This window comes from Streptomyces sp. ISL-1 (genome assembly GCF_018614585.1).
GTDB lineage: Bacteria > Actinomycetota > Actinomycetes > Streptomycetales > Streptomycetaceae > Streptomyces > Streptomyces maoxianensis.
The window spans coordinates 213,756-234,314 of record NZ_JAGGOI010000032.1 but is presented as its reverse complement, the minus strand read 5'-3'; the positions used below and the strand labels follow the sequence as shown (position 1 = coordinate 234,314).

At 70.1% G+C, this 20,559-nt stretch carries 16 protein-coding genes; 9 read left to right on the top strand and 7 right to left on the bottom strand.

Annotated features, from left to right (window positions below):
- The first annotated feature begins 147 nt into the window (after nt 1–147).
- Together J7E87_RS23945 and J7E87_RS23940 are read left to right on the top strand one after the other, a co-directional pair.
- Nucleotides 148–561: a (4Fe-4S)-binding protein gene (locus tag J7E87_RS23945; RefSeq protein ID WP_215096540.1), complete on the top strand. Its 414-nt coding sequence runs from the start codon at nt 148–150 to the stop codon at nt 559–561.
- A 98-nt stretch (nt 562–659) separates the two neighbouring features.
- Nucleotides 660–1,076 (top strand): SsgA family sporulation/cell division regulator, encoded by a 417-nt coding sequence (locus tag J7E87_RS23940; RefSeq protein WP_215096539.1) that lies wholly within the window; start codon nt 660–662, stop codon nt 1,074–1,076.
- A 57-nt stretch (nt 1,077–1,133) separates the two neighbouring features.
- Here the strand turns inward: J7E87_RS23940 and J7E87_RS23935 are convergent, their stop codons facing one another.
- Complete coding sequence (locus tag J7E87_RS23935) at nt 1,134–1,811, bottom strand: GPP34 family phosphoprotein (RefSeq protein WP_215096538.1); 678 nt, start codon at nt 1,809–1,811, stop codon at nt 1,134–1,136.
- A 292-nt stretch (nt 1,812–2,103) separates the two neighbouring features.
- On the opposite strand from J7E87_RS23935, the gene J7E87_RS23930 reads away from it, so the two are divergent.
- From J7E87_RS23930 to J7E87_RS23920, 3 genes are all read left to right on the top strand, one after another.
- Entirely contained in the window at nt 2,104–3,747 is a 1,644-nt protein-coding gene (locus J7E87_RS23930; RefSeq protein WP_215096537.1) for an ABC-F family ATP-binding cassette domain-containing protein, read from the top strand.
- 306 nt (nt 3,748–4,053) lie between these two features.
- Nucleotides 4,054–4,830, top strand: a complete 777-nt coding sequence (ddaH, locus tag J7E87_RS23925; protein WP_215096536.1) for a dimethylargininase — start codon at nt 4,054–4,056, stop codon at nt 4,828–4,830.
- Between the two features lie 117 nt (nt 4,831–4,947).
- Nucleotides 4,948–5,922, top strand: a complete 975-nt coding sequence (locus tag J7E87_RS23920) for an acyl-ACP desaturase (RefSeq protein ID WP_215096535.1) — start codon at nt 4,948–4,950, stop codon at nt 5,920–5,922.
- Nucleotides 5,923–5,951: 29 nt separating this feature from the next.
- On the opposite strand, the gene J7E87_RS23915 is transcribed toward J7E87_RS23920, so the two are convergent.
- The 4 genes from J7E87_RS23915 to J7E87_RS23900 form a co-directional block, all read right to left on the bottom strand.
- Complete coding sequence (locus tag J7E87_RS23915; RefSeq protein ID WP_251017894.1) at nt 5,952–9,380, bottom strand: hypothetical protein; 3,429 nt, start codon at nt 9,378–9,380, stop codon at nt 5,952–5,954.
- Between the two features lie 355 nt (nt 9,381–9,735).
- Nucleotides 9,736–9,981: a WhiB family transcriptional regulator gene (locus J7E87_RS23910; protein WP_215096534.1), complete on the bottom strand. Its 246-nt coding sequence runs from the start codon at nt 9,979–9,981 to the stop codon at nt 9,736–9,738.
- Nucleotides 9,982–10,074: 93 nt separating this feature from the next.
- Entirely contained in the window at nt 10,075–10,869 is a 795-nt protein-coding gene (locus tag J7E87_RS23905) for a VOC family protein (protein WP_215096533.1), read from the bottom strand.
- Nucleotides 10,870–11,000: 131 nt separating this feature from the next.
- Nucleotides 11,001–11,996, bottom strand: coding sequence for a multicopper oxidase domain-containing protein (locus tag J7E87_RS23900; RefSeq protein ID WP_215096532.1), 996 nt, complete (start codon nt 11,994–11,996; stop codon nt 11,001–11,003).
- A gap of 197 nt (nt 11,997–12,193) precedes the next feature.
- Here J7E87_RS23900 and J7E87_RS23895 point away from each other — a divergent pair, with 197 nt between their 5' ends.
- Nucleotides 12,194–14,677 (top strand): ThuA domain-containing protein, encoded by a 2,484-nt coding sequence (locus J7E87_RS23895; RefSeq protein ID WP_215096531.1) that lies wholly within the window; start codon nt 12,194–12,196, stop codon nt 14,675–14,677.
- Nucleotides 14,678–14,733: 56 nt separating this feature from the next.
- Nucleotides 14,734–16,878 (top strand): OmpL47-type beta-barrel domain-containing protein, encoded by a 2,145-nt coding sequence (locus J7E87_RS23890; protein WP_215096632.1) that lies wholly within the window; start codon nt 14,734–14,736, stop codon nt 16,876–16,878.
- Between the two features lie 47 nt (nt 16,879–16,925).
- Here J7E87_RS23890 and ligD read toward each other — a convergent pair whose 3' ends face one another.
- Nucleotides 16,926–17,939, bottom strand: a complete 1,014-nt coding sequence (gene ligD / locus J7E87_RS23885) for a non-homologous end-joining DNA ligase (protein WP_215096530.1) — start codon at nt 17,937–17,939, stop codon at nt 16,926–16,928.
- Nucleotides 17,940–17,994: 55 nt separating this feature from the next.
- Between ligD and J7E87_RS23880 the strand changes: the two genes are divergently transcribed.
- Both J7E87_RS23880 and J7E87_RS23875 read left to right on the top strand, forming a co-directional pair.
- Nucleotides 17,995–19,056: an ATP-dependent DNA ligase gene (locus J7E87_RS23880; protein WP_215096529.1), complete on the top strand. Its 1,062-nt coding sequence runs from the start codon at nt 17,995–17,997 to the stop codon at nt 19,054–19,056.
- A 601-nt stretch (nt 19,057–19,657) separates the two neighbouring features.
- Nucleotides 19,658–19,918 (top strand): hypothetical protein, encoded by a 261-nt coding sequence (locus tag J7E87_RS23875; RefSeq protein ID WP_215096528.1) that lies wholly within the window; start codon nt 19,658–19,660, stop codon nt 19,916–19,918.
- A gap of 184 nt (nt 19,919–20,102) precedes the next feature.
- Here the strand turns inward: J7E87_RS23875 and J7E87_RS23870 are convergent, their stop codons facing one another.
- A complete protein-coding gene (locus tag J7E87_RS23870) occupies nt 20,103–20,537 on the bottom strand; it encodes a YchJ family protein (protein WP_215096527.1) in 435 nt (144 codons plus the stop codon).
- Nucleotides 20,538–20,559 lie beyond the last annotated feature (22 nt).

The window sequence follows — 20,559 nt, the reverse complement described above, 5'->3', positions numbered from 1 at the left end:
CATACGGGGGCGTTCCGTCCGTGGCCGCGGGGACCGGGAAGTCATCGACACACCCGGACCAACGTTGACGGGCCCGTGCCGGACACTGCCCGGCCCCGCTCTCCAGCCGAATCAGCGACCCGCGAAATACGGGCCTAGGCTGGCCCCATGTCCCAGCCCAAGGAGCCCAAGGCGTACGAAGCCCGCGAGGCCACCGTCACCTTCGAGCCACGGCGCTGTCTGCACGCGGCCGAGTGCGTACGGGGTCTCCCGCAGGTCTTCGACCTCGACCGGCGGCCCTGGGTGCAGCCCGACGGCGCCGCCGCCGACCGCGTCGCCGAAGTGGTGCGCCGCTGCCCGTCCGGCGCACTGCGGTACCGGCTCTCCGGCGGCCCCGCCGAGGAGCCCGACCGGCCGACCACCGTCAGCCGGACACACGCCGGGCAGCTCGTCATGCGCGGCGATCTCCACATCCGCACCGCGCAGGGCGACCGGCACGAGACGCGAGTGACGCTCTGCGGCTGCGGCGCGAGCGGCAACGAACCGTATTGCGACCATTCGGGGCCCTGCGCCGAACGGTGACGCACGTCACGCTCTCTCCCGATGCACGGATTCCGTCTGTCTGTCGTCTCTTCAGGTGTCAGCGAGACGTCAGCGAGCTGTGCAAGAAGGAGCAGGCCTTGTCCACCGTCATCGAGCAGGCCGTGCAGGCCCGCCTGGTCGCCTCCGCGCCCCAGATGGAGTCCGTTCCGGCAACACTGCGGTACGACCGCGAGGATCCCTTCGCCGTACGCATGGCCTTCCCGCCCTCGGCGACGCTGGAGGGCAACGAAGTGTCCTGGGCGTTCTCGCGTGAGCTGCTCGCGGCGGGCATCGACACACCGGTCGGCGTCGGCGACGTACGGGTCAGGCCCTACGGCTACGACCGCACGGTGGTGGAGTTCCACGCCCCGGAGGGCGTGGCGATCGTGCATATCCGCACCGGCGAGCTGCGCCGCTTCCTCAGACGCGTCCAGGCCATGGTCCCCACCGGCCGCGAGCATCACTACCTGGATCTCGACCACAATCTGGCCGAGCTGCTGCGCGACGCCTGCTGAGTTCTGAGGCTGGTGTCACCGTATGAGGCCGGTGTCACCGTACGGCCCAGCGGGGCGTCAGTTCTCGCCGGTCGTCCTGGCGCCGGATTCCGATGTCGCGGCGACGATCACCGCCGTCCGCACCTCCTCGATGACCTTCCGCAGTACGGGTACGGACGCGCCGCCGCGGTCCGTCAACGCCTCGATCCGGTTCCTGTAGAGCCCTCGCTCCTTGCCGGTTGCGAGCGTGCGCAGCTCCGCCGCGGCGGCGAGCGCGACGAGGGCCGCGTCCCGGTCGGAGACCTCGGCGGCCGGCTGAGGGCCAAGAAGCACGCTCCGCGCCTCGTCGCGCAGCGACTTCACGAGGTCCGGGCGGTCCAGTTCGTACTCCGCGGAGGGGAAGACGCCGAGCACCCGCCTGCGCCGCGTGCGGAGATAGCCGGCCACGGCCAGTTGGGTGCGTACCGCTTCGAGCGTGTATGTGGGGTGGAACGTCACCCAGCGCTTCCACTTGCGGGGCCTGGACTCCTCGATCAGCTCAAGGAGTCCGTCGAGTGCCGGGTCGCCGGTGCGGCTGTCGCCGACGGGCACCGCCACCCCGTCGTCGTCGGCGAGCAAGCCGCGCTGGGCAAGCTCGGCGAGGGCTCCGGCCCGTAGAAGATGGGCGACCTGCCAGGCGCCGGTGAGCGTCATCCGCTCGGTGTCCCAGGCCAGAACGTAGAGCCGGGCGGGGAGCGACAGCGATCCATTGGGCACGGCGACGCCTCCTTGTCCCGCTCACGATAATTCGTTGACGCCGCCAGAGCCCCCTCGTACCGTCTGGAGCGGTCCTGTTGTCGTCGATCGGAGTAGGACGTTGCTCGTCTGAGGTCTTGAGACACCGTGCGTCACAGCTTCCTCAAGCATGCTGTGCGCTTCGCGTGCGACCTCGGCGTTCGAGCCGTCCCCCGACCGGGCCCCATTTCTTTCCTGTTCCGGCGGCCGTCGCCCGCGCTGCGGTGTCTCCAACCGTTGCCCAAGCCCTTTTCGACGCAACCGGGAGACCCGTATGTCTACTGTCCCCACCAATATCACCTGCTCCTCCCTCGCCTTCGCCTGGCCGGACGGCACCAGGGTTTTCGACGATTTCCAACTTGCGGTGGGCCCGGGCAGAACCGGCCTGATCGGACTCAACGGATCAGGAAAATCAACGCTGCTCAGGCTGATCGCCGGTGAACTGACGCCGGCGGGCGGAACGGTCCGTACCGCGGGCGAGGTCGGATACCTGCCGCAGAACCTGGCGCTCGACACCGCATTGCGGGTCGACCAAGTGCTGGGCATCGCCGGAACGCGCGTCGCGCTGCACGCCATCGAAGCGGGCGATCCGAGCGAGGAGCACTTCATGGCGGTCGGCGACGACTGGGACGTCGAGGAGCGGGCGAGCGCCACCCTCGACCAGCTCGGGCTGGGCCATATCGGCCTCGACCGGACCATCGGCGAGGTGTCGGGCGGCGAGGGCGTCCTGCTGCGGCTGGCGGCCCTGCTGCTGGCCGGGCCGGATGTGCTGCTGCTCGACGAGCCGACCAACAATCTCGATCTGTACGCCCGCAGACGCCTGTACGAGGCGGTCGCCGCCTGGTCCGGCGTGATGGTCGTGGTCAGCCACGACCGTGAACTGCTCGAGCTGGTCGACCAGATCGCCGATCTGCGCGACGGGGAGGTCACATGGTACGGCGGCAACTTCTCCGCGTACGAGGAGGCGCTCGCCGTCGAGCAGGAGGCCGCGGAGCGCATGGTGCGCGTCGCCGAGGCCGACGTACAGCGGCAGAAGCGTGACCTGACCGACGCCCACGCCAAGTTGGCCCGCCGCAAGCGATACGGGCAGAAGATGTGGGAGGCCAAGCGTGAGCCGAAGATCGTCATGGGCGCGCGCAAACGCGCGGCCCAGGTGTCGGCGGGCAAGCACCGCATCATGCACACCGAGAAGCTTGCCGAGGCGAAGGAGCGGCTCGACGAGGCCGCCGAGGCGGTCCGGGACGACGACGAGATCCGTATCGAGCTGCCGTACACCAAGGTCCATCCGGGCCGGGGCGTACTGCGGCTGAGCGAGCTGCGGCTGCGCTACGGAGCGGAGGTGAAGGGAGAGTTCGAGGTCCGCGGCCCCGAGCGGATCGCGCTGGTCGGCCGCAATGGAGCGGGCAAGACGACTCTGCTGCGCACGATCACCGGCGAGCTGGCACCGGTCGCCGGTGAGGCAGCGGCCGAGGTCCCGCTGCGCTTTCTGCCGCAGCGGCTGGATGTGCTGGACGACGGGCTGAGCCTGGTGGAGAACGTGTCGCGGTTCGCTCCGGACGCCACCAACAACCGGATCAGGGCGCGACTGGCGCGCTTCCTGTTCCGGGGCGGGCGCGCCGACCAGCTCGCCGGGACGCTGTCGGGCGGGGAGCGGTTCCGCGCGGCGCTCGCCGCGCTGCTGCTCGCCGAGCCGGCGCCGCAACTGCTGATGCTCGACGAGCCGACGAACAATCTGGACATGGCGAGCGTGCGGAAGCTGACGGCGGCACTGGAGTCGTACGAGGGGGCGCTGATCGTGGCGAGTCACGATGTGCCGTTCCTGGAGTCGATCGGCATCACGCGCTGGCTGCTGCTGGACGGCGAACTCCGTGACATCACCGCGGACGAGGTACGGGACGGTGAGCTGCCGATGGCGTGAACGTGCGGGTCGCGGTCCGGTTCGCAGGGCAGGCCGCAGGGCGGGCACAGGGCTGGTCGCGGGACAGGCCGCAGGGCAGGCCGCGGGGCGGGTGGCAGGACAGGTCGCAGGGCGGGTGGCAGGGTCGGTCGCGGTGCGGGTCGCCACGGGAACGCGTGCCGGCGTCCTGGCGCCGCCCGCTTCGCTGTCCGTGCCCCCGCGCGTTGGCACGCGCGCCGCACGCGCGTCGCACCAGGGATTCCATCCCCCCAGGGCGGCAGGTCATGATGGGCGCGACCGGACCGCAGACCCCCTGGAGAACCCCCCGTGCCCAGCAGGAAAGCCCTGATCCGCCGTCCAGGCCCCCGCCTCGCCGAGGGCCTGGTCACCCATATCGAGCGCTCCCCGGTCGACGCCGATCTGGCGCTCCAGCAGTGGGAGACGTACGCGGAGACCCTGCGTGAGCACGGCTGGGAGACCGCCGAGACGGAGCCGGCCGACGACTGCCCGGACAGCGTGTTCATCGAGGACACCGTGGTGATGTTCCGCAATGTCGCGCTGATCGCCCGCCCTGGCGCCGAGTCCCGTCGGCCGGAGACGACAGCGGTCGAGGAGGCCGTCGCCCGGCTCGGCTGCTCGGTGAACTGGGTGTGGGAGCCGGGCACCCTGGACGGCGGCGACGTCCTCAAGATCGGCGACACGATCTATGTGGGCCGGGGCGGCCGGACCAACGCCGCGGGGGTGCAGCAGCTGCGCGCCGCCTTCGAGCCGCTGGGCGCCCGCGTCGTGCCTGTGCCCGTGAGCAAGGTGCTGCATCTGAAGTCGGCGGTGACCGCCCTGCCGGACTCCACCGTCATCGGCTACCCCCCGCTGGTCGACACCCCCTCCGTCTTCCCCCGCCACCTCCCGGTGCCGGAGGAGTCGGGCGCGCATGTGGTGCTGCTCGGCGGCGGGAAGCTGCTGATGGCCGCGAGCGCGCCGAAGACGGCGGAGCTGTTCACGGATCTCGGCTATCAGCCGGTGACGGTGGACATCAGTGAGTTCGAGAAGCTCGAAGGCTGCGTGACCTGCCTCTCCGTACGCCTCCGCGACCTGTACGCATAACGGAACGTAACCGGACATCGGGGATCCGGGCTTGGCCCACGGCTTACTGCACCTTTAACCTACGGTCTCGTAACCTACGAATACGTAGGTAGCTATCCCCGTCCCCCAGGAGTACCAGTGACGATCACCTCTCCCCAACTCGGCGGCTCGGAAGCGTGGACTGACGCCCGGCTGCTGTACGCGCTGGAAGAGGTGGTGGAGAAGGAACTGAACCGCCATCTCAAGGTTGCCAAGGACTGGATGCCGCACGAGTACGTCCCGTTCACCGACGGACGCAACTTTCCCGGCTTCTTCGAGGACGGCCAGGCCTGGGAGCCCGAGCAGTCCAAGGTCACCGACATCGGCAAGATCGCGCTGGTCGTGAACCTGCTGACCGAGGACAACCTCCCCAGCTATCACCACGAGATCGCCAGCCTCTTCGGCCGCGACGGCGCCTGGGGCACCTGGGTGCACCGCTGGACCGCGGAGGAGGGCCGGCACGGCATCGTGATGCGCGACTACCTGCTCACCTCGCGCGCTGTCGACCCGGACAAGTTGGAGCAGTTTCGGATGGCACACATGGCGGAGGGCTTCGAGTCCGACAACCGCCACTCGATGCTGCACTCGGTCGCGTACGTCGCCTTCCAGGAGCTCGCCACGCGCGTCTCGCACCGCAACACCGGCCACCAGTCGGGCGATCCGGTCTGCGACCGGATGCTGGCGCGGATCGCGACCGACGAGAACCTGCACATGGTCTTCTACCGGAATCTGCTGGGCGCGGCCTTCGAGATCGCCCCCGATCTGACGATGCAGGCCGTGCGCGACGTCGTGGTCGACTTCCGGATGCCGGGACACGGCATGCCGGGCTTCGAGCGGGCCGCCGCGCAGATGGCGATCGGCGAGATCTACAACATGCGGATCCACCACGACGACGTGCTCCAGCCGGTGCTGCGCTTCCTCAAGGTGCTCGACATCGACGGTCTGGGCCCGGAGGGCCTGAAGGCGCAGGAGGAGCTCGGCCTGTACATGGGCGGGCTGGACTCCGAGGCGAGCAAGTTCGACGAGAAGCTCGCGGCGCGCAAGGCGCGGATGGCGGCGCGGGCGGCAGGCTGACCGTCCCGGCCGCTCCCCCGGCCCTCACGTCATTCGTACGTCGTCACCCTTGCCAGGGCCGCGTCGCGTACGTCCGCGTCCGTATGCCGGCGCAGCTTTCGCAGCTGTACCCGCCAGGGCTCGGTCCACGAAATGCGTGAGCCGCCGGCCGCGACGACCGCGACGGCGAGGAGACCTTCCGTACGGCCGCCGGAGTCGGCGAGCCGCCCGGCGGCGGAGAGCAGCGTCCCGGTGTCGCCGGGCCGCTGCCTGCCGCCGATCCGCTTCTCCAGTACGTCGGCGGTGCGCACGGCCAGTGCGGGCCGCCCGTCATGGAGGCTGACCAGCCGGCCGAAAGCAGCGTGCAGCTCTGCCGGTTCCGCGTTCAGGTCAAGGGATTCCACCAGCAGGGCCGCGGCCTGCGCGACGAAGGCATCGTGGCGTGCCAGCAGCTCCGCGGCAGCCGTCAGCACCGGGCGCAGCGCGCCGGGCCGCGACACGGACTCCCCGGAGAGCCTGGCTACGAGGTATTCGATACGGCGGCGGGCGGGCCGGTCCCGGTCCGTCCCCGCGTCGCAAATGTCTTCCAATGCCTCCGTATCGGCCGTGACCAGCGCCTGAAGTGCGCGCTCCACGGCACGGCCCGCTTCCGGGCCGGAAGGCGCGGCCGCGGCGAGCCCGTCCACTGCGGAGCGCCACGACTGCCGCTTGTCCAGCTGGGTGACCGCGGCCACCAGGACCGCCGAGGCATCGGGCGACCAGGGCACCCAGCGCGCGACCGCCTCGTACGCGAGGCCGGCGAGCGCCGTGTTCTCGGTGTTCTCGCTGTTCTCGGGGTTCTCGGGGTTCTCGGGGTTCTCGGTGTCGCACACCTTGCGGACCAGGCGGGCGTAGCGCGGCCGGTCCGGTTCCGGCAGATCCATCGGCAGCACCCGGAGCACGCCGGTACGCAGCACCGGGTCACCGGCCGCCGCTTCGTTGAGCATCTGCCAGGTCCGTTCGTCGCCGAGCAGCGGGGCGGCGAAGGCCACACACGCGGCCCGCACATCCCGGTGCTGATCCCGCGCGGCGTACGTGTCGGCCAGCAGGCCGGCCGCCTCGGGCAGCGGCAGCCGGGTGGCCGCCAGCCGTACGGCCTCCTTTCGGCCGGTCACCTTGGCGGCGTCGGGCGCCAGTACGCCGCTCAGCAGCGCGCCGAGTTGTGACGGCCTTGCGTACCGGGATGCGCGGGTGGCCGCGTACACGGCGACGCGCGCCCGGTCGCCGCCGGCGTGGGCGAGCAGTTCGGCAAGCACGTCGGCGGGCCGGTCGGTCCGGGCCAGCGCTCCGATGGCCGCCTCCGCGAGCACCACCTCCGGCGACCCTGTCCAGCGTCGCGCCACGTCGGCGCCCTCGTCCGGGATCCGCGCAGCCGATATGAGAGCGGACGCACGCGCGTACAACGGAAGCGATGAGTCGCGCGCCGCGCGCTCCAACTGGCGTGCGGCCGCACGCTGTTGACGTGCGGTCCAGCGGCGGACATCGACGTCCACCGGCACGGTCCAGTGACTGCCCTTGGTGAGAAAACGCCCGTACGGCGCGGTGTCGCCCAGCAGCCGGTCGAGCAGATCGGTGCGACGGGTACTCAACACCCCTACAACAGCGGGGAGTACGGCCGCCGAGGGCTCGTTGCCGAGTAGCCGCTCCACGCGCGGATCACGTCCGGCGGCGGGTTCGAGCCAGAGTGCGACCGCGGTCTGCGCGGTGGAGTTGCCGCCGAACCGGACGGCCTGCCAGAGCAGATCCTGCAACTCCGGCATTCCGGCCGCGCGCCGGCCGACCGCGCGGGCGAGTGCGAAGGTGAGGCTGAAGTCGGCCTTCTCCGCGCCCGCCTCTATCCAGGGGCGCAGCGCCTCGAAGACCGCGTGCTCCTGACCGCGGCGCAGGGTGCGGTCCAGCCGGCCGAGATCGGCGCCGCCGGTGCTTCCCGAGATCCGTACGAGGGTGCGCAGCGCCCAGTTCACCAACTTCCTTCGGCCGGTTGCCGCATGCTCGCGCAGCACGGCGATGGCGAGACGGCTCAGCGCCTGGCGGGTGTCCGGGGAGGAGTCGCGGGCTGCCACGGCGTCGGTGGCCACGCGATCGAGGTGCGGCTCCGCGTCCTCGGTGAACAGGGCGGGCGGGGTGTCGGCGAGCGCGTGCATCGCGGCCGAGCGCACCGGGTCCTGCTCATTGCGCAGCCGGGACATCTCGTGCAGTACGGCGGTGACGGCCTCGGGGTCGCCGGAGCGCCCGGCATTGCGGATCAGCAGCGGCCAGGCCTCGGCACGATCCTGCGCCGACGCACGGTGCGTGGCCGCGACAAGTTGCTCGCGCGCCTGCGCGACGGGCAGATAGGACTCGGCAAGCAGCACCGAACTCCAGCTCGCTCCGCGCTCCTTGGCCCGGTCCGCCGACCGGCGCGCCTCCCCCGCCAGGCAACTGCGGGGCAGCACGTCGAGAAGCTCGGCGTTCACGGTCGCGGCCTCGGGCCCGCGCTCCGCCAGTACGGCCTCGTGGAAGGCTCCGCGGCGGGCCGGCGGGTGGGCTTTCACGAGCCGGGCGTACTCGTCGTGGTGGGCGGTCATGACCCGGCCCAGCTCGACGAGCAGCTCCTGAGGTGCGTGACGTGTCAGGTGCCGCAGGACGGCCGGACGCAGCGCTACGCCGCGGCGGGTGGCGTGGCCCTCGGGGGCGAGCAGCATGCGGACCACGCGTGCCGGGTCGGCCCTGGTCAGCGCCGGGATACCCGGGCGCAGCCGGACGGGCAGGGCCGCGGGTCCGTACCGCATGAGCAGATCGAGGACGCGCAGCGGTTCGGCAGTGGTGAGGGAGGCGACGGCGATGGCGTACCGCTGCCACCAGCCGTCGCGCAGCGCCTCGGGGAGCGCGGACAGTTCACGCTCCGCCGCCTCGAGGAGAGCGCGGGGATGGCGGGAGCCGAGCCTCGTCCAGCCGCGTACGGCGTGGAACAGGGCGGGCAGAAGCCGCTCGACGGTCCCGGCTGCGCACCCCGGCAGCAGCCGGGCCGCCTCGACGTCGCCCCAGCTCTCCCGGATCCGGTCGATGACACGGTCGGCGAGCGCGGAGCGGCGTGCGGCGACTATCGCGTGCAGCAGCTGCTTGCGTACGGCGGCGGGGGCGTCGTCGAGGGCGGCGACGAAGGCGTCGTCGGACACGCCGAGACTCGTGGCCACCCGCAAGGCCTGGCCGCGGACGAACGAGTCCGGGTCCGCGAGCCGAGCTCCGACCCACTGGGCGTCCCCGCCCACGGCTGCCACGACGACGGCGAGACCGCGCTCATAGGCTCCGCGCTCATCGAGTTCGTCGAGCAGCGGTCGCAGCTCGGCCGGGTTGATCTCCCTGGCCCTCGCGGCGAGTTCACTCATACGCAGCGGGTAGGGAAGGGGATCGAGCGCGTCCAGCAGGCGGTCTGCCTGGTGCAGGGGGGTGTGAGCCATGGGGGGATTGTGCCTGCTGAGCCGTCGCGGCGGGCGCCATCGCCGGAGTGCGACGGGGAGGGGGGAGGGCGGCCGGCGCCGAACCAGCCTGGTCCGCTTCCGGTTTCCGGCGCGCCTGGAGCTCAGCTACGGCCGGGCCTTGCCGGGGATCCTGTTCGGGCGACTCCCGCCCCGAGCGCCGGCCGGCTGTGACGTGGCCGGCGCGACCCCGAGTGCATCCGCATTTCTGCGGCTGAGTCGATCGGGGAGGGCTCTCGGCGTGGGCACGCTCGCCCACCGTCCGCGCTCTGGGCGGCACGGACAGCACCGACGGCAACTACCGTCCGTCCGCGCCCCTCACCGCCCCCCGTCAGGCTCAGCCCTGCGCACGCTTGAGGCGGTACCGCTCCTTCTCCGACAGCCCGCCCCACACCCCAAATCGTTCGTCATGAGCCAGCGCGTACTCCAGGCACGCCACTCGCCCCTCGCACGCCCCGCACAACCGCTTGGCCTCGCGGGTCGAGGAGCCAGGGGCGGGGAAGAAGAATTCCGGGCCCGTCTGGGCACACAGCGCGGTCTCCTGCCAGGAGAGTTCTTGGTCGGTGGTGGTGTTGATCGGCATGGGGGACACATTCCCCGGTGCCGATAAACGCCGGGTCAATGAAGCATCAACGACCCCACGCACACCGCCCCCGGCCACCGCTGTCGAAACCCATCAGTCGTCCTGCTGGACTCCCTGCATCAGCGCGAAACGCGCCCCCGCCGGGTCCGCCAGTTTCGCGAAGCGGCCCACGCCCTCCATGTCGACCGGGGCCATCCTGACCTTGCCGCCCAGCTGCTGCGCCTTGGCCACGGTCGCGTCGCAGTCCGCGACCTCGAAGTACGGCAGCCAGTAGGAACCCTCTGTCTCCACCGGGTCCGAGGCCAGGGGGACGATGCCGCCGAACATCGCTTCCGCGCCCGCGCCCGTGGGGTTCAGCATCGTGTACGAGCCCGTACCGTCCGGGAGCGGCATCGTCGATGTCTCCCAGCCGAACACCCCGCGGTAGAAGTCGAGGCCCGCGCGCGGTTCGTCGGTGTACAGCTCCGCCCAGCACAGCGTGTTGGGGTCGTTGACGACGTCCAGGCCCTTGATCCGGCCCGGCTGCCAGGTCGCGAAGGCCGCGCCCGCCGGATCGGCGAAGACCGCCATGCGGCCCATGTCGAAGACGTCCATCGGCTCGAACAGCGCCGCGCCGCCGCCCTGCTGGACCGCCTTCGCCGTGGCGTCGGCGTCGGGCGACTGGAAGTAGAGGGTCCAGCCCGGACCGCCCTGCTCAGGAGTGACCGTCATGGCGCCCGCGGCAGTCTTGCCGTCCACTTGGTACATGCCGTATCCGCCGGCCTCGGGACCCGCCGACTGGAAGGTCCAGCCGAACAGGCCGCCGTAGAAAGCAGTCGCCGCGTCGAGATCGGGCGTGCCGAGGTCGATCCAGTTCGGGGAGCCTGTGACAAAACGGGTGGTGAGCATGGTGCGCTCCTTAGGGGGATCCCGCTGTCTGAGGTCCCCGAGTCTGCTACCGATCCGGCACTCGCGCATCCAGTACACGCCCACCGCGACCGGGCGAATTCAGCCGCGCCTGACCGCCGCCGCTCCGGGCTCTAGTGGTCGTGGGCGGCCGCCGGGTGGTCCGGATGATGCGGCTCGTACCCCGGGATCGTCCCGTCCGGCTTCGCGACCAGGAACAGCCCCGCCATCCCCATGTCCGAATGGCTCTGGACATGGCAGTGGTACATCCAGGCCCCCGCCCCCACATGCTCGCCCGCGATGATCTGGAAGCCGAACGAGTCCGCCGGGCCCGTGATCTTGTTGTCGATCACGCGGCTGACGTCGGCCGGGCCGTCCAGCAGGCCCGTTCTGTTGTCCGCCCAGCGGTGACCGTGCATATGGAACGTGTGGTAGTACTCGCCGTGCGTGATCATGATGATCTCGACTCGATCACCCACCGTGGCCCGGAAGTCGGGGCTCGCGTTCGCCGGCTTGTTGTTGATCGTCATTTCGTTGAAGACGATGGTGAACTGCTTGTCCGGGAGGATGTCGCCCCTTCTGCGGACCACCACCGGGCCGTAGAGGCCCTTGCGGATCCCGCCCGTGCCGTGGTCCGTGCCGACCACGTGGTCGTGGTAGTGCCAGTACCCCGCGCTGCCCGCGCGCCATGTGCCGTCCGCGCGTTTGCCCGGAGTGTGGGTGCGCCAGGTGTACGTCCGGGTGGCGCCGGGTTCGACATGGCTCTTGCTGAGCTTCGTGCCGTCGTTGGCGATGTCGTAGTCCACACCGTGGGCGTGCAGGCTCACCGGCACGTCCATCGCGTTCTCGAACTCGATGTGCAGGGTGTCCCCTTCGACCAGTTCGATCAGCGGGCCGGGGACCGACGCCTTGCCCTTCTCCACGCCGTAGCCCATCTGACCGTCCGGCAACCTCTCCGCGTACAACCTGAGATGGCGTATCCGGCCGCCGGACGGGGCGGTCTTCGGTGCGTCCGCCGCCGACGTGGCACTGTTCGCACTCGAGACCGAAGCCGGCGACAACGATGTCAGACCCGTCGCCGCGACCGCGCTTCCCGCCAGCAGCCGCCGGTTGAAGCTCCGTCTGTCCATGCCGAACTCCCCAGTTCTGTACGGAGATTGACGGGGCACAGGTGACCCCGGGAACGCCCACACGGTAGCCCGGTGATCTTCGTTTATCCACAGTCAGGACAAAGTTCGTGCCATTGCGGTCTTACCTATTGGCGAACCACGAAAAGGGGTCTAGTTTCCGAGGCTGTTGTTGTGACCAAAGAGGGGTGGGTGACCACATGCAGCGCGCACCACATCACAGGTCGAGATCCCGAAGCAGCGGTCTGGCGGCGGCCCTTGGGGTCGGCGCACTGACCGTGTCCCTGCTCGGCGGCGGCGATGTCGCCGCGGCCAGGCCCTATCCGGAACCGCCTTCGACAACGTTGTCCCTGCCATCGCCTCCCGGCGGCCAGAATGTACGGGTCCTCGTCTTCCACGCCTCCGCCACCGACGAGTCGCCGACCGTCAACGCCGGTATCGCGGCGATCGAGACCATCGGGCAGACCGGTCCGGCCGCGGGCCGGTTCAAGACCGAAGCCACCGACGACGCCTCCGTGTTCACCAATGCCACCAAACTCGGCAGGTACAACGCGATCGTCTTCCTGACGGGTGGCGGCGATGTGCTCGACCCCGAGCAGGAGGCCGGGCTCGAGACGTATCTGGAGGCCGGCGGAGGCTTCCTGGGCGTCCATGACGCGGCGCGCACCGAGCCGTACTCCGACTGGTTCACCGGGCTGATCGGCGCCCGGCCGGCCGGCGCGCCGAGCACGGTCCAGCGCGCGGTCGTCGAGGTCGGCGACCGTCAGCATCCGGCCACCAAGTCGCTTCCGCTCCAGTGGAAGCGGCCCGACAAGTGGTTCAACTGGGCGGCGAACCCGTCCGGCAGCGTGCACACCGTGGCCCGCGTCAAGGAGAACTCGTACAAGCCGGCCGCCGGCGCCAACGGCTGGGACCATCCCGTCTCCTGGTGCCGTGACTACGACGGCGGCCGCTCCTTCTACACCGGCATGGGCGGTACGGTCGACAGCTTCGCCGAGACCGACTTCCGCGACCATCTGCGCGGCGCGCTCGCCTGGACCACCCGCCTCTCGCGCGCCGACTGCAAGGCGACCATCAACGCCAACTACACCGCCGAGCGCGTCACCCAGCCCAACCAGCCGGGGCACAACGACCAGATCGGCGAGCCGCACGGCCTGGTCACCGCTCCCGACGGCCGGGTGCTCTACATCGGGCGCGGCGGCGCCGACTCCAGCAGGCCCGTCGTCACGGACTGGAACAACCCCGACATCGGCAAGGGCCAGGGCGAGATCCACGTCTACGACCCCAAGACCAAGAAGGTCACCCTCGCCGGAGCCCTCACGATCTTCGGCAACAAGGGCGGCGGCGATGAGCTGATCAAGGTCGAGGAGGGGCTGCTCGGCATCGAGCTGGATCCCGACTTCATGACCAACGGCTGGGTGTATCTGCACTACACACCGCACTCGCGGATCAACCGTGACACGCATATGGCCGAGCGCCGCGTCTCCCGCTTCACGCTCGACCCGGCCACCGACAAGCTGGACCTGGCGAGCGAGAAGGTGCTGCTCAAGTGGCCTGTGCAGATCCACAGCTGCTGCCACGCGGGCGGCGGCATGGCCTGGGACTCGAAGCAGAATCTCTACATCGCCACCGGTGACAACAACTCCTCCGGTTTCAGCGGTGGTTACTCCGGCAACAACCCGGAGCCGAACTTCAAGGGGCTGTCCTTCGCCGACGCCCGCCGCACCGCGGGCAACACCAACAACCTCAATGGCAAGATCCTGCGGATCCACCCCGAGGACGACGGAACGTACACACTCCCGGCAGGCAACCTCTTCACGGGCACGGAACCCGACGAAGGCGGGGGCAAGACCCGCGGCGAGATCTACGTGATGGGCGTGCGCAATCCCGCGCGTATCTTCATCGACAAGTCGACGGACATCCTTTACGCGGGCTGGGTCGGCCCGGACGCGGGCGCGCCATCGACGACCTGGGGCCCGGCGAAGTACGACACCTTCGCCGCCATCACCAAGCCGGGCAACCACGGCTGGCCGTACTGCATGGGCAACAAGCAGCCCTACCGCGACCGCAATCTGCCCGATCCGAGCAAGCCGCTCGGCTGGTACAACTGCGACGCCCCGAAGAACGAGTCGCCCAACAACGACGGCCTGGTGAATCTGCCGCCAATCACCTCCAACACCATCTGGTACTCGCCGCAGGGCGGCGGCGTGGACTATCCGCGCGACGCCAACGGCGTCCCGAGCTACAAGGCGGAGGAGCAGAAGCTGCTGATGCCGTGGCTCAAGGGCGGCGGCCAGGCGACCATGAACGGTCCGGTCTACCGCTACGACGCGGCGAACACCAGCGCCGAGAAGTGGCCGTCGTACTGGGACGGCAAGTGGTTCGTCGGTGACTTCTACGACGGCGACCAGCCGCGGCACGCGGTGCTGACCGACCCGAAGACCGTGGGCAAGGGCGGCATCCCGGTGCACGCCGAATCCCTGAAGAAGATCATCCCGGGCGGCACCGCCGGCATCCGCAACCTCATGGACTGGAAGTTCGCGCCGGACGGCTCGCTCTATGTCCTGGACTACGGGCGCGGTTTCTTCACCTCCGACCCCAAGTCGGCCCTGTGGCACGTGACATACAAGGGCGGCGAGGCCACGCCGTCCGCCGACAAGCTGGCACGGAAGGCGGCGCGGTGAGGCACCTCAGGCACAGAACGGCGAGTTTCTGGACGGCCCTGCTGGCCGCGGTGACGATGGTCCTGGGGCTGACGTCCGCGGTCGCGTACGGCCAGAGCGAGGACCGGGTCGCCGACCAGGTCCTCACCTGGACGGCCGGCGACTCGATCGAGAAGTACGCGTCCTTCCCCACCACCGCGGTGGCGGGCAGGACGACGATCGTGTTCGAGAACAGCGCGGCGACCGGCAACACCATGGGGATGCCGCACACGCTGACCTTCGACGTCTCCGATCCCGAGTACAACCACGACGTACCGCTGAACATCCTCGCCAATCCCAGTGACGACCAGGGCGGCAAGCACACCGCCGAGGTCACACTCACCCCCGGCCGGTACCGCTTCCACTGCACCATCCCCGGTCACAGTGCGATGCAGGGCATCCTGACCGTCACCGAGGGCGGCGGCGAGGACACCACCGCGCCCGACACGACCGCGAAGGTCGACGGCGACAAGAACGCCGACGGTGCATACGTCGGTCAGGCCACCGTGACCGTGTCGGCGACCGACGCGGGATCGGGCGTGGACAAGATCGAATACGCGGTCGGGGCAGACGGCCCCTGGCAGCCGTACACCGTGCCCGTCGTGGTGGACGAGGTCGGCACGCACAAGATCCGCTACCGGGCCGGTGACAAGGCGGGGAACGTCGCGGCCGAGAAGGCGGTCGACTTCGCGGTCGTCGCCCCGCCGACCGACGACAAGACGCCGCCGGAGACCTCGGCGACAGTCAGCGGTGAGAAGAACGAGCAGGGCCAGTATCTCGGGATGGCCACGGTCACCGTGACCGCGTCCGACACCGGCTCTGGCGTCAACACCATTGAGTACGCGATCGGTGCGGCAGGCGCCTGGCAGCCGTACACCGCCCCGGTGATGGTGCACGAGGCGGGCACACACAAGGTCCGCTACCGGGCGACCGACAAGGCCGGGAACGCGGCCACCGAGAAGGCCGTGGACTTCACGGTCGTCATGCCGCCCGCCGAGGACAAGACCCCGCCGGTGACCTCGGCGACGGTCAGCGGTGAGAAGAACTCCGACGGCGCGTACATCACCAGCGCCAAGGTGACCATCACCGCGACCGACGCGGACTCGGGGGTCGACAAGGCCGAGTACTCCCTCGACGGCGGCCCGTACCTCGCGTACACCACTCCCGTCATCGTCGACCGAGTGGGCTTCCACACCGTGCTGCACCGGGCGACCGACAAGGCGGGCAACACCTCACAGGCCCAGCAGGTGACGTTCACGATCGCGGAGGGCGGCGGGGTGCCCGCGCCCAACTGCCCCGAGTTCGACGAGCGGTTGACGGTGATCGTCGGCACGGTCGACACGGGCGTGCCCAACCGCATCACGCGCAGCCGCTGCACCATCAACGAGCTGATCGAGGACGAGAAGGACTGGTCCTCGCACGCGCTGTTCCTCAAGCACGTGGACAGCGTCCTCGACAAGCTCCTCGCGGACGGCGTCATCGACCAGCGCGAGCACAAGAAGATCTACCGGGCGGCCAAGCAGTCCGGCATCGGCAAGCCGGGGCAGAACACCGGCTACCGCGATCTGTTCGACGGCACGCAGGCGTCGTTCGGCAAGTGGCAGCATGTGGGCGGCGGTTCGTTCGGCCTGGGCGCCGACGGGTCGATGACCAGCGGCACCACCAAGGGCGGCCTGGGCATGCTGTGGTTCCCGCAGCGGCAGTACGGGGACTTCTCGCTGAAGCTGCAGTGGCGGGACGACGCTCCGGGCACGGGCAACGCCAACAGCGGCGTCTTCGTACGCTTCCCCTACGTCCACAACAACCCCGAGGAGCCGCGTCCCGAGTGGGTCGCCATCAAGTACGGCCATGAGGTCCAGGTCCTGGACCGGCCCGACGGCGACATGTACAAGACCGGCTCGATCTACGGCTTCGACCGCGTCGGACTGGGCGGCGCTGGTGTGACACCGAAGGGCGCCTGGAACGACTACGAGATCCGGGTGGTCGACCAGCACTACTCGGTCTACCGCAACGGCGTCCTGATCAACGAGTTCGACAACACCGGCGGCCAGGATTTCGTCCCGCCGCGCGGCGACGACCCGGGCACGGACGGCCGGCGGTACTCCTCCGGCTACATCGGGCTCCAGGTCCACGGCACGACGGATGTGATCTCGTACCGCAACATCCGGATCAAGGAGCTGTAACACCGGCCCCTGCCGGTCCTTGACCGACGAAGGCCCCCTTCCCCCGCCTAGGAAGGGGGCTTCTTCGCGCGGCTCGGCTGCACCCGCTTCGGCTCGCCCGGCATCTTGGGATAGTCCGGCGGGTAGGGCAGGTCGCCCAGATCATGGTCGCGTTCGTCCTTCGCCGCCAGTTCCAGCAGGCTGTCCAGGGAGAAGGCGTAATCGTCCATGTCCGCGTGCACATCGCCCAGTTCGGCATAGCGCCCGGGCATGGTGGCGATGTCGAAGTCGAGCGGCGACACGTCGTCGATCTCGTCCCAGCGCAGCGGCGCCGAGACCGGCGCGTGCGGGTGGGGGCGTACGGAGTAGGCGGAGGCGATGGTCCGGTCGCGGGCGGTCTGGTTGTAGTCCACGAAGATCCGCGCGCCGCGCTCCTCCTTCCACCAGGCGATGGTCACCCTGCCCTCCATGCGCCTTTCCAGTTCGCGGCCGACGGCGATGGCCGCGCGCCGTACCCGGGTGAAGTCCCAACGCGGTTCGATGGGCACGAACACATGGAGACCGCGGCCGCCCGAGGTCTTGGGCCAGCCGCGCAGTCCGTGCTCGTCGAGGATGACGCGCAGCTCGTGCGCGGCCCTGACCGCGTCGGCGAAGTCGGTGCCGGGCTGCGGGTCCAGGTCGATGCGCAGCTCGTCGGGGTGGTCGACGCCGTCCCTCCGTACCGGCCAGGGGTGGAAGGTCAGACAGCCGAGGTTCGCGGCCCAGATCACGGCGGCGACCTCGGTGGGGCAGATCTCGTCGGCCGAGCGGCCGCTGGGGAAGGAGATATGGGCCGTGGGGATCCAGTCGGGGAGGTTCTTGGGCGCGCGCTTCTGGAAGAAGGACTCGCCGCCGACGCCGTCGGGGTAGCGCTCGAGGGTGGTGGGGCGGTTGCGCAGGGCGCGGGTGATCCCCTCCCCCACGGCCAGGTAGTAGCGGGCCACGTCCATCTTGGTGAAGCCACGCTCGGGAAAGTAGACCTTGTCCGGACTCGACAGCCGCACGGCACGCCCGCCGGCTTCCAGTTCCACCGCTGCACCCATGTGCGCCACGGTAGGCCGAGCGCGGATATGCCGCATATCGTGCAGAATCTGGAGCATGGATCTGCCCGTGATGCCACCCGTGAAGCCGATGCTGGCCAAGCCCGTGAAGAAGATCCCGCCGGGCATGCAGTACGAGGCGAAATGGGACGGCTTCCGGGCGATCGTCCACCGCGACGGCGACGAGGTGGTCATCGGCTCCAGGACCGGCAAACCGCTCACCCGCTACTTCCCCGAGCTGGCGGCCGAACTGGCGGCCAACCTTCCCGGCCGCTGTGTCGTCGACGGCGAGATCGTCATCGCGCATGAGGGACGCCTCGACTTCGACCGGCTCACCGAGCGCATCCACCCGGCCGATTCCCGGGTGAGGCTGCTCGCCGAGCAGACCCCCGCCAGCTTCGTCGCCTTCGACCTGCTCGCCCTCGGTGACGAGGCCCTGCTCGACGCCCCGCTCGCCGAGCGCCGCGCCCTGCTCGCCGACGCGCTCGCCGGCGCCCGGCCACCCGTACATCTCGCGCCCGCCACCACCGACGCCGTCCTCGCCCAGGAGTGGTTCGAGCGGTACGAGGGCGCGGGACTCGACGGGATCATCGCCAAGCCGCTGGACCTGCCGTACCGGCCCGATGCCCGCCTGATGTTCAAGATCAAGCACGAACGCACGGCGGACGCCGTCGTGGCCGGCTACCGCTTCCACAAGAGCGGCCCGGTCGTCGGCTCGCTGCTCCTCGGCCTGTACGACGACTCGGGCGCGCTCCAGCACGTCGGCGTCTGTGCCGCCTTCTCCATGAAACGGCGCGAGGAGCTGATCGAGGAGCTGGAGCCGCTGCGGATGGATCCCCCCGACGCCCACCCCTGGGCGGCATGGACGGACGAGACCGCCCATGAGACCGCCCGGCTGCCCGGCGCGCAGAGCCGCTGGACGGGCAAGAAGGATCTTTCGTGGGTGGCGATTCGGCCCGAGCGGGTGGTCGAGGTGGCATACGACCACATGGAGGGCGACCGGTTCCGGCACACCGCCCAGTTCCGCCGGTGGCGGCCGGATCGCGAGCCCGCCGACTGCACCTATACGCAGTTGGAGGAGCCGGTGCGGTACGACCTGTCGGAGGTGCTGGCTCCCTGAGGTGGCGGCCCCCGAGGCGTCAGCCGCCGGTGGCGGATGTACGACGTGATCGCGACCCGGCCGCCATGATCGCGACCCGCCCGCCATGATCGCGACCTGGCCGCCGGGTTCGAGGCCCGTGACGATCAAGCGCCTTGTGGTGGCGGTCACTTCGGTCGCGAGTGCGGCGGTGGTGACGGTCCGCCACTGTCCGTCACCACCGCGCGCCTCAGGATGGGCGGATGCGGGGGCCTGGTGCGCATTCGCGTAAGGTATGTCGGCGGTGCTGCCGGAGGCGGCCGGCCGGGCGAGCCACGCAGTGCGCGCTTCTCGCACGGCGCCGTTGTACCTGACGATGTCGACCGGGACACGCCGCGGCGGGACCGCCGCGCTGTTTCGCCCTCCACAGATCCTTGCGCAAGCCCATGGTCGGCTCCTGTTCGCGCTCGCGCGCGGGGAGTTGACGGGACCTCAGCACCAACGGGTGATCCGAAACGGTTGCCGCACAGAGACATCCCCGCCGACGAACACGGAAGCTCGTCCGGTACGTATGGAGGGGTGGCCGCCGACCGCCGGCGCCCGCAGAGAAGCAGAGAAGCAGAGAAGCAGAGAAGGATTACACGTGACCGCGTCGCCCCTGATCCCCGTACCGATCCCCGATGGCGTCGCCGCGCTGATCGGGTCCTGCATGCCGATCGACGTCCTGCAGGCGGAGGTCGACGCCGAGTGCGCGGCACGTGAGATCTACCGGTTCCGCGGCCCGCTGTGCGCCGAGGACCGGGCGGACCGGGAGCACGCGCTGTCCGCGCTGGCCCTGGCCAACAAGGCACTGGCCGCCTACAACCCGCTGCTGATCCTCAAGCCGTGGCGGCGCGCCCACTGACGGGTCCGACCCTACGGACGAACCCATGGCCATGACGTAAGCATCGTAAGTACCGACCGGCTGGCTGACTGGCGGGCGGGCGCGCGGGCGGGCGGGAATCCGCCGGAGATGGAATTCACGCCGCCGTGACCCGCCCCGATCGCCGCCATACGTGTCCGGCCCGGGGCGATGTGCCCGCCCGCGCTCACTCCAGGAAGACGCCGTCGACGTACACCCACGCGCCGCCGTGCCGTTCGAAGCTGCTGCGCTCGTGCACTTCGCCACGCTTGCCGTGGTGCCGGTAGCGGGCGCGGAAGGTGACCGTTCCGGAGGAGTGGAAGGAGCTGCCGTCCGTGGTCCCAAGGATCTCCAGACCCTTCCAGTGCATGCCGGGGTCGATTTCGAGGTGCGGCGGCCGGGTCGCCGGGTGCCAGGTGCGCAGTAGATACGCGGCGTCCTGGGCGACGAAGGCGCTGTAGCGGGAGCGCATCAGCAGCTCGGCGGTGGGGGCCGCGTGCTCGCCCGAGTGGAAGCGGCCGCAGCACTCCCCGTAGGTGGCGGGCAGCCCGCAGGGGCAGGGCGAGGTGTCGGTGAGGGCGGGGGCGTGGTCGCGCCCGGGTCGGGAGCTGCGTCGGGACATGGGTCCATTTTCCAGCCATTGA